The sequence below is a fragment of the Streptomyces anandii JCM 4720 genome (assembly GCF_014650655.1).
GTDB classification, from domain to species: domain Bacteria; phylum Actinomycetota; class Actinomycetes; order Streptomycetales; family Streptomycetaceae; genus Streptomyces; species Streptomyces anandii.
The window spans coordinates 27,510-36,800 of the sequence record NZ_BMVJ01000038.1 but is presented as its reverse complement, the minus strand read 5'-3'; the positions used below and the strand labels follow the sequence as shown (position 1 = coordinate 36,800).

Genomic DNA, 9,291 nt, shown 5'->3' with positions numbered 1-9,291 from the left:
GCCCGCAAGCTGGGCGGTGACATGGAATGGGCCACGCCCAAGGGCGGCGGCACCCGGCTGACCTGGCACGCACCCGTCGGCGACGGAGAGACCGCCGCGCCCCGCTGACGTTGGTGCGGGCGTGCCGGACGGGCGATCCTGGGAACGCGGATCGAAGCACGCCCCGACAGCGCACCCTCCGTGGGGAGGCACGTCCATGCATGCTCGGCTGGGCGACCGGCTGGTCGTCGAAAGTCCGGTCACCGGCGCCACACGGCGCGACGGCGAGATCGTCGGCCTGCACCACGACGACGGCACACCGCCGTACGACGTCCGCTGGTCGGACACGGGCGAGGTCAGCCTGGTGTTCCCCGGGCCGGACGCCCATGTGCGTCCCCTCGGGCACGAGGGGACGCCGTCCGGCGAAGGACGGCATGCGCGGGGCGCCACGCCGCCGGGGGTTAGCCTGGCCGGGGACTTCGGGCGGCGGCTCGCGGACGCCCGGCGCCGGCAGGGGCTCGGCCTGGAGGAGACGGCCGCCCGCGCCCGGATGTCCCCGCAGTACCTCGCCTACCTCGAACAGCGCCCCTCCGAGCCGGGCATGGCGACCCTGCTGCGGCTGGCCGACGCGCTCGGCACCACCCTGGTGGCGCTGCGCGGAGGCGACCAGGACCTCCCGCCCGGGCAGGGGCAGGCGCTGCTCCACCCCCGCCTCACCGACCTCGGCGAGGACGAGTGCCGGGCCCTGCTGTCCACGCACGGCGTCGGCCGCGTCGCCCTGACCGGCCCGGACGGCCCGGCGGTGCTCCCGGTCAACTACGACGTCGTGGACGACGCCCTCGTCTTCCGCACCGCGCCGGACGCGGCCCCGGCGGCGGCCGCCGGCCAGGAGGTGGCCTTCGAGGTGGACCACGTCGACGAGACGATGAGCCGGGGCTGGAGCGTGCTCGCGGTCGGCCGCGCCGAGGCCGTCACGGACGCCGAGGCGGTACGACGGCTCGCTGAACGGGCCCGCTCGACCCCCTGGGCGGGCGGCCCGCGCCCCCTCTGGGTGAGGATCACCCCCACCCGCCTGACCGGCCGCCGCATCACCCCGGCCGACGGCTGAACGGTGCCCGCTCGGCGACCCCGGCTCGGAGACCCCCGCTCAGTGACCCGCGCTCAGCGGCCCCCGCCGAAGGTGGGGACCTTCGTGGCGGGGTGGGGGCTGTTCGGCCCGGGACGGTGGCGGGGGAGCGGCGGTGGACTGGGAGGTACAAGGGGCGGTCCTCCGCCCGGGTCCCGTCGTGAGGGAGCCGAGATGAACATCGAGACAGGCTGCGGCCGCACGGTCGCCGTCACCCGCTTCGCCCCCCACGGACTGCCCGCGTCCATGGGCCGCGTCGTCCTGGAGACCACGTGCACGCCCGAGGACAAGGGCGAGCTGTGGGCGTCGCTGACACCCGAGGAGGCCAGGCGACTGGCCGCCCTGCTGCTCTTCCAGGCGGCCGCGGTGGACCCCGCGCCCGCCGGCCCGCCCGGACGGGTCGAGGTCGTCCCGGTCGCGGGCGACGCCTACGAGATCCGCGTCCGCGGCCACGTCCTCACCGCCGACCAGCCCCGCTCCGACGGCGGCAAGGACACCGCGCCCACACCGGTGGAACTGTTCGTGGCCTCCCTCGCCGCGTGCGCCGCGCACTACGCGGGACGCTTCCTCGACCGGCACGGCGTGGACCGGGCCGGGCTGCGCGTCGACGCGGGCTTCCGCATGGCCGAGGACCGCCCGGCCCGCGTGGCCGCGCTGTCGCTGACGGTGGAGGCACCCGCGCTGCCCCCGGACCGCCTTGCGGCCCTGCGCGCGGTGGTCTCCCACTGCACGGTGAGCAACACCCTCGCGCACGCCCCCGGCATCGAGCTGGAGGTCGTGTGCGGACCACAGGGGGAGCCGGCGGCCACGGAGGCCCCGGCCCCGGAGGGGAGCCGGACATGAACGCGTACGCGACCGCCCCGGCAGCCGGGCGGCCGCCGGTGAGGGTGCGGGCGACACTGGACGCCCCGCTGTCGAGGTGGCTGTGGCTGGTGAAGTGGATCCTCGCCGTGCCGCACCTCGTGGTGCTGGCGTTCCTGTGGACCGCCTTCGTCCTCGCCGGTCTCGCGGCGGGCTTCGCCATCCTGTTCACCGGGCGCAGCCCACGGCCGCTGTTCGACTTCCAGGCCGGTGTGCTGCGCTGGACCTGGCGGGTGGCGTACTACACCTACGGCGCCCTCGGCACCGACCGCTACCCGCCGTTCAGCCTCGGCGAGGAGCCGTCCTACCCGGCCCGTCTCGACATCGTGTACCCGGAGCGGATGTCGCGCGGCCTGGTCCTGGTCAAGTGGTGGCTGCTGGCGCTGCCGCACTACCTCGTCGTCGGGGTCCTGCTGGGCGGACTGCACCTCGGCTGGTGGGGCGGCACGGGCCTGATCGCCCTGCTCAGCGTCTTCGCGGGCGTGGCCCTGCTGTTCACCGGCGCCTATCCGCCCGGCCTGTTCGACCTCGTGGTGGGCCTGAACCGGTGGGTGCTGCGGGTCGCCGCCTACGTCGGCCTGATGACGGACGAGTACCCGCCCTTCCGGCTCGACCTGGGCGGCACGGAGCCCACGGCGGACGCCGTGCGCGGCGGTGAGCCCGGCGGGGAGCCCGGTCCCAAGACGTGACCGCCCGCCCCACCGCGTCGGCGCGACGGTCCACCGGGCCGGAGCGCCGGCTCAGCGCGACGGATCCTGGTCGTGCTCCTTGCGGACCACGACCACTGGGCAGGCCGCGTGCTGGGCGCAGCGCTGGCTGACGGAGCCGAGCATGGCGCGTGCGAAGCCGCCCCGGCCGCGGCTGCCCACGACGAGGATGTCCGCCCCCTCCGACGCGCGGATCAGCACCTCGGAGGGGTCGCCCTCGACCAGGTGCTCCTCCAGCCCGACCGGGTGCTCCTCGCCGAAGACGCCCCGCAGCTCCTCGGCGAAGCGCTCCCGGGCCTGCTCCAGGTCGTACTCGGGGTCGATCGCCGGTCCCGTCCAGCCGACGTCGGAGGGCGTGTCCCAGACGTGGATCGCCTCCACCACACCGCCGACGAGCCCGGCGTATCCGGCCGCCCAGCGCAGTGCGGTGTACGAGGACGGCGAGCCGTCCACACCCACGACCACCCGGCGTCGCGCTCCAGAGGTTTGCATGGCCACCTCACTAAAGCAGTCGCTGTCCTACGTCACGGTGACGTCCACGGTCCTTGAGTCCACGCTGCCCGGACCGGCCCGACTGTGCCAGCCGGAGGACGCGACCGGAGTCCCGGGCCGTTCACAGCTTCAGCGTGAACCAGGTGGTCTTGCCCTCGTCGGTGGGCCGTACGCCCCAGCTCCCGGCGAGCGCGCGCACCAGGAACAGCCCGCGGCCGGATTCCTCGTCCTCGGCCGCCACGCGCGGCTGGGGCAGGTGCGGGCTGCGGTCGCCGACCTCCACGGTGAGGTCCGTGGCCGTACGGCACAGGCGCAGCGCGATCGGGCCCTGGGCGTGCTGGACGGCGTTGGTGAGGATCTCGGAGAGCAGCAGCTGGGCGTCGTCCGCGGGTGCCGCGCAGTCCCAGGCGGCCAGGGCCCGGCCGAGGAAGGCCCGCCCCTCGCGCACCGACGACGGGTCCACGGCCAGCTGGGTGGTCAGCGCGGCCAGCGGCGCGGCCGGGAGCTGGGCGAGCAGCAGGGTGACGTCGTCGTTGTGGCTCTCCGCGTCCGGCAGCAGGGCACCGAGCACATGGTCGGCCGCCGCCTCCAGGCCTGTGGCGCCCGTGAAGCAGGCGTCGAGGACGGAGGTGAGCTCGCCGAGCCGGGACTCGATGTCGCTGCCGGGCGTCTCGATCAGGCCGTCGGTGTAGAGGACGAGCGTGGCGCCGGGCGGGATGTCCGCGCACGACTGCTCGTACAGGACGTCGCCGACGCCGAGCGGGGCGTTGACCGGTGCGGGCAGCGGGCGTACGCCGTCCTGCGGGCCGACCACGAGGGTGGGCAGGTGCCCGGCCGAGCAGACGGTGACCGTGCCGTCGTCCGGGGCGACCACCAGATAGCAGCAGGTGACCAGCTGGTCGGGCACGTCCAGGTCGGCGACCACCGTGTCCAGGGCCTGCATCAACTGGCGCGGCTGCATGCCCGTCTTGGCCAGCGCGTGCGCGGCCGAGCGCAGCTGGCCCATGACGGCGGCGGCCTCCAGGCCCCGGCCCATGACGTCCCCGATGAGGACGCCGACCCGTCCGGCGCCCAGCGGGATGAGGTCGAACCAGTCGCCGCCGACGCCGGCGCCCTGGGTGGCGGGCCGGTAGCGGCTGGCCGTGGCCAGGCCCGGCAGCGCGGGCGGGGTGCCCATCAGGCTGCGCTGCAGGGTGAGCGCGATGTGCCGCTGCTGCTCCAGCAGCGCGGTGAGCTCCGCCTCCGCGCGCTTGCGGTCGCTGATGTCCCGCACGATGGCGCACGCGCCGACGACCCGGCCGCGGGGGTCCCGGGTCGGCCACAGCGTGACGTCCACGTCGAGGAACGCCCCGCTCCTGGTCAGCCGCAGCGTCTCGAAGTGCTCGACCTTCTCCCCGTGCCGCAGCCGGCGCAGCAGCGCGCTGATCTCGTCCTGCCGATCGGACGGGGAGAGCAGGGACACGTGCCGGCCGATGGCCTCCTCGGCCGTGTAGCCGTAGAGCCGGGCCGCGGCGGCGTTCCAGTAGGTGATGTAGCCGTCGAGGGTCTTGGCGAGGATGGCGTCCTGGGAGGACTCCACCAGCGCGGCGAGTTCGTTGATGCGGGCCTCGGCGGCCTTGCGGTCGCTGACGTCCCGGACGGCCGCGGACACCAGCAGCCCGTCCGCGGTCTCCAGCGGGCTGAGGCTGATCTCCACCGGGAACTCGGTGCCGTTCTTGCGCCGCCCGTGCAGTTCCAGGCCCGCGCCCATGGGCCGCACCTGGCGGTTGGCGGAGTAGGCGTCGCGGTGGCGGGTGTGGTGGGCGCGGAAGCGGTGCGGTACGAGCAACTCCACGGGATGGCCCAGCAGTTCCTCGCGCCGGTAGCCGAACAGGGCCTCGGTCTGGGCGTTGACCAGGCGGATGGTGCCGGTGTCGTCGACGATGACCATGGCGTCCGGGGCCGCCTCCAGCAGCCCGCGGAACCGCTCCTCGGCGACCGACGGCCCGCCCTCCGGACCCCGCGGCGCGCCCTCCCGGCCCCGGGGCACGCCCTCCCGGCCCGGCCGGCCGCACCGGCACTCCTCGACGGCCGGCGCGTGCGGCTCGAGGACCGGTGGGTGCGCCGGATGCGCCGGTTCGCCAACGAATGCGCTCATGTCCGTCCCGCCCGCCTTGTGAGCCGATGGGTCATCACAGCGCAAGCGCACGGGGCGCGCACGGGCATGTCGCGTACTGAGCGCCCGTGCCCGAAGAGTTCCGCATTCGGTACGCGGCCGGACCGGGCGCGGACGCCTGCCGTTCGGCTCCAGGTTCCGCGAACCGACGGGCGGCGTACGGGAGTTCAGTGGCCGTCGTCCGCGATGACCTCCGGAAGGGCGCGGCGCGGGGAGGCGGGGCCCTCGGGGCCGTAGCCCAGGCGGATCACCATCTGGGCGTGGCCGGCGCGGCCGCTCGCCCGGGGTCCGATCCGGGAGCGCAGGTCGGGCCACTCCAGGGCCTGGTGCAGCAGCGAGGCCCGCACACCGTGCACGGTGGCCACCAGCAGCACGCGTTCGAGCGCCTGGCCGGCCCGCAGCCAGTCGGTGCGGCGGTCGTGCGCGGTGGACAGCACCGCGAGCACCGGCCGCGTCTCGTACGGGCGGGCGGTCAGTCCCGCGGGGTGGCGGTGCGCGCCGAAGTCCCGCATCGGGACGCGGTCGCGGAAGTCCTGCGGGCCCAGGGCGGATTCGGGCACGCCGAGGCCGTCGTACCGCGTGCCCGGGACGTGCTCGCGCAGCCAGTGGCGGGACTCGGCGGCGCGGTCGGCGTCGGCGGTGTTGCGCCGCTCCGCCTCCCGGGTGACCAGCAGGACGCGCTCGGTCTCCTCCGGCCCGGGCAGGGCCAGCGTCACGCCCTCCGCCTGGGCGGCCTCGGTGAGTTCGGCGCGCACCCGGGCCGGCAGCGGGCGGCCGGAGAACGGGTGGCGGCTGCTGCGCCGGCGCCACACGGCGTCGTAGAGCACGGAGGCGTACGCGCTGTGGGCCGCGGGACCGCCGAGCCGCACGGTGGCCAGCAGCGTGGGCAGGTCCGGGCGCGGCAGCAGCCGGGTGACCGGCTCGCGGCCGAAGTGGGCGGCGGCGACCCGCAGATTGAGCAGCGCGCAGCCCACGGAGACGTGCAGGGCGCGGCCGGCCGGGTCGATGTGGCGCAGACCGCGTTCGGCGGCGGCGCGGATCTGCAGCGTCTCGGTCGCGGGGTCGAGACGGAAGCGCCAGGGCTGGGTGTTGTGGATGGAGGGCGCGGCCACGGCGGCGGCCACCAGCCGCTCCAGGGTCGGGACCTCGAGTGACGTGCCGGTGCTCATCGGGGACTCCTCCCGGCGGACCGCGTCCCGCGGACCTTGTCGGTGATCCACCCAGTCTTCCGCCGTCCCGCCCCGCCCTCGAGAGGCCGAGTGGCCCCGGCCGTCCCCCACAGGTCCCGCCCTCCGGGATGGCCGCCGGGATGGGCCGCCGGGATGGGGACGGTCGGGCCCTCGGGGGGACCAGCGGCCCCTGCACGGGGTGGACGGCGGCAGGCAGTCTCGTAATGGAAGGACTCGTCACAGGAGGTGGAGACCATGCCCCGCACCGTCGCCGTCGGTCTCGACGGTTCACCCGAGAGCCGGGCCGCCGCCGAATGGGCCGCGCGCGAGGCGAAGTTGCTCGGCGTGCCCGTCAAGCTCGTCCATGTGTGGGAGCCGGTGCCCGAGCCCATGGCGCAGGCGCCGCTGCTCGGCGCCGAGACCCATCAGCACTGGACCGAGCGGGTGCCGCGCGAGGCTGCGCAGGGACTGCGGCTGCGCCACCCCGGCGTGGAGGTCATGACCGAGCAACTGCCCGGTCATGCGGGTGAGTTGCTCACCAAGGTCGCCAAGGAGTCCGGGCTGCTCGTGCTCGGCTCGCGCGCCCTCGGCGGCGTCGGTGGATTCATGGTCGGCTCGATCGGCCTGTCCGTCGTGGCGCACGCCGAGAGCCCCGTCGTCCTGGTCCGCGCCGGCGAACAGGCCGCGGACGAGCACGAGATCGACCCGGCCGGCGTGCCGTCCACCGCGACCGCCTTCCGGCCCGTCGTCCTCGGCCTGGACACCGCCGCCCCGGACGACGCCCTGATCGAGTTCGCCTTCGAGGCGGCCCGCCGCCGCGGCACCTCGCTGCGCGCCGTGCACGCCTGGTACCCGCCCACCTACTACGCCTACGCCATGCCCCTGGACGCCGAGCTGCACGCCTCCCTCGCGGCCGGCGAGGCCACCGCCCTGACCGACGCGCTGCGCCCCTGGCGGCAGAAGTACCCCGACGTCGAGGTGGTCGAGGACTCCCGCTGCGGCAACGCCGTAGACGCCCTGGTCGCCGCCTCCGCGGAGGCCTCCCTGGTCGTCGTCGGCCGGCGGGTGCGCCGCAACCCGTTCGGCACCCACATCGGCCACGTCGTCCACGCCGTCCTGCACCACGGCGCCGCCCCGGTCGCCGTCGTCGCCCACGGCTGACCCCACCCCCACCACCCCGGCCACTCATCCGAGGAGCGAACATCATGAAGGCAGCGGTCGTACGGAGCTTCGGCGAGCCCCTCGTCATCGAGGAGCGCCCGGACCCGGAGCCCGGCCCCGGCCAGGTCCGGATCCGCGTCGAGGCCTCCGGGCTGTGCCACACCGACATCCACGCCGCCCACGGCGACTGGCCGGTCAAGCCCAGCCCGCCCTTCGTGCCCGGTCACGAGGGCGTCGGACTGGTCGAGAAGCTCGGCGAGGGCGTCACCCACCTGACCGTCGGGCAGCGCGTGGCCGTGCCCTGGCTCGGCCGGGCCTGCGGGCGGTGCGAGCACTGCCTGTCCGGCTGGGAGACCCTGTGCGAGCAGCAGATCAACACCGGCTACGGCTGCGACGGCGGCTACGCCGAGAAGATGCTGGCCTGGGCCGACTTCGCCCAGCCGGTGCCCGAGGGCGTCAGCCCGCTCGACGCCGCCCCCCTGACCTGCGCCGGCGTCACCACGTACAAGGCGCTCAAGGTCGCCGGGGTCGGCCCGGCCCAGCTGGTCGCGGTCTCCGGGGTGGGCGGACTCGGCCACCTGGCCGTGCAGTACGCCAAGATCGCCGGCGCCCGGGTCGCCGCCATCGACGTCACCGACGACAAGCTGAAGCTCGCCGCCGACCTCGGCGCGGACATCCTCATCGACGCCCGCACCCAGGACGTGGGCGAGGAGCTCAAGCGGCACGGCGGCGCCCACGCGGCGATCGCCCTCGCCGTGAACGAGGACGCCTTCGAGGCGGTCAACTCGGGCCTCAGGCGCGGCGGGAAGCTCGTCATGGTGGCCCTGCCCGCGCACGGCACCATCCGCGTGCCGATCTTCGACACCGTGCTCAACGGCACCTCGGTCATCGGCTCCATCGTCGGCACCCGCCAGGACCTCGCCGAGGTGTTCCAGCTGCACGCGGACGGCCGCACCCGGGTCATCCACGAGACGCGCCCGCTGGAGGCCGTCAACGAGGCCATCGACGAGGTGCTGCGCGGCGAGGTCAAGGCCCGCATCGTGTTCGACCTCGGCGAAGGCAGGTGAGCGCGGTGGACCTGCCGCTCGTCGTCGGCGTGGACGGCTCCGAGCCCAGCCTGCGGGCCGCCGACTGGGCGGCCGACGAGGCCGCCCTGCGCCAAGTGCCGCTGCGCGTGGTGTACGCCGCGCTCTGGGAGCGCTACGAGGGCGCCTCGATCGCCCAGGAGCTAGGCAAGCCCGAGGCACAGGTGCGCGCCCAGGACGTCGTCGAGGTCGCCGCCCGGCGGGCCCGCGCCCGCCGGCCCGGCCTGCCGATCAGCATGGCCGCGCTGCCCGAGGAACCCGAGTACGCGCTGGTGCGCGAGGGCCGCAACGCCTCCGCCCTGGTCGTCGGCACCCGTGGCCGCAGCGGGGTCGCCGACCTGCTGCTCGGCTCGGTCAGCCTGTTCGTGGCCGGACACGCCGACTGCCCCGTGATCGTGGTCCGCGGCAACAACGACAACCAGGCCCGCACGCCCGTGCACGGCCGCGTGGTCGTCGGAGTCGGCAAGGAACCCGGCCGGGCGGTGGAGTTCGCCGCCGAGGAGGCCGCCCGGCGCGGGGCCGTCCTGGAGGCGGTACGGGCCTGGCGGGCGCCGGC

9 protein-coding genes are annotated in these 9,291 nt (G+C 75.3%); 6 read left to right on the top strand and 3 right to left on the bottom strand.

Annotation, left to right across the window (positions count from 1 at the left end; translation table 11 throughout):
• Positions 1-196 precede the first annotated feature (196 nt).
• The 3 genes from IE249_RS34435 to IE249_RS34425 all read left to right on the top strand — a co-directional run bounded on the left by IE249_RS34435 (position 197) and on the right by IE249_RS34425 (position 2,655).
• The gene (locus tag IE249_RS34435; RefSeq protein ID WP_189711284.1) at positions 197-1,087 is read left to right on the top strand and encodes a pyridoxamine 5'-phosphate oxidase family protein; all 891 of its coding nucleotides are present in this window, start codon (positions 197-199) and stop codon (positions 1,085-1,087) included.
• A gap of 192 nt (positions 1,088-1,279) precedes the next feature.
• A complete protein-coding gene (locus IE249_RS34430) occupies positions 1,280-1,948 on the top strand; it encodes an OsmC family protein (protein ID WP_229859940.1) in 669 nt (222 codons plus the stop codon).
• A complete protein-coding gene (locus tag IE249_RS34425) occupies positions 1,945-2,655 on the top strand; it encodes a DUF4389 domain-containing protein (protein ID WP_189711282.1) in 711 nt (236 codons plus the stop codon). The genes IE249_RS34430 and IE249_RS34425 overlap by 4 nt, the downstream gene beginning before the upstream one ends.
• Positions 2,656-2,706: 51 nt before the next feature.
• Here the strand turns inward: IE249_RS34425 and IE249_RS34420 are convergent, their stop codons facing one another.
• From IE249_RS34420 to IE249_RS34410, 3 genes are all read right to left on the bottom strand, one after another.
• A complete protein-coding gene (locus IE249_RS34420; protein WP_189711280.1) occupies positions 2,707-3,165 on the bottom strand; it encodes a universal stress protein in 459 nt (152 codons plus the stop codon).
• 121 nt (positions 3,166-3,286) lie between these two features.
• Complete coding sequence (locus IE249_RS34415; protein ID WP_189711278.1) at positions 3,287-5,302, bottom strand: PAS domain S-box protein; 2,016 nt, start codon at positions 5,300-5,302, stop codon at positions 3,287-3,289.
• 185 nt (positions 5,303-5,487) lie between these two features.
• Positions 5,488-6,489 carry an Acg family FMN-binding oxidoreductase gene (locus IE249_RS34410; protein ID WP_189711276.1) on the bottom strand — a complete coding sequence of 334 codons (1,002 nt, stop codon included), beginning with the start codon at positions 6,487-6,489 and terminating at the stop codon, positions 5,488-5,490.
• A gap of 255 nt (positions 6,490-6,744) precedes the next feature.
• On the opposite strand from IE249_RS34410, the gene IE249_RS34405 reads away from it, so the two are divergent.
• The 3 genes from IE249_RS34405 to IE249_RS39475 all read left to right on the top strand — a co-directional run.
• Positions 6,745-7,650 (top strand): universal stress protein, encoded by a 906-nt coding sequence (locus IE249_RS34405; RefSeq protein ID WP_189711274.1) that lies wholly within the window; start codon positions 6,745-6,747, stop codon positions 7,648-7,650.
• Positions 7,651-7,694: 44 nt separating this feature from the next.
• Positions 7,695-8,717, top strand: coding sequence for a zinc-dependent alcohol dehydrogenase (locus IE249_RS34400; protein ID WP_189711273.1), 1,023 nt, complete (start codon positions 7,695-7,697; stop codon positions 8,715-8,717).
• Positions 8,718-8,722: 5 nt separating this feature from the next.
• On the top strand, positions 8,723-9,291 hold a 569-nt coding region (locus IE249_RS39475), incomplete at its 3' end, for a universal stress protein (protein ID WP_229859939.1).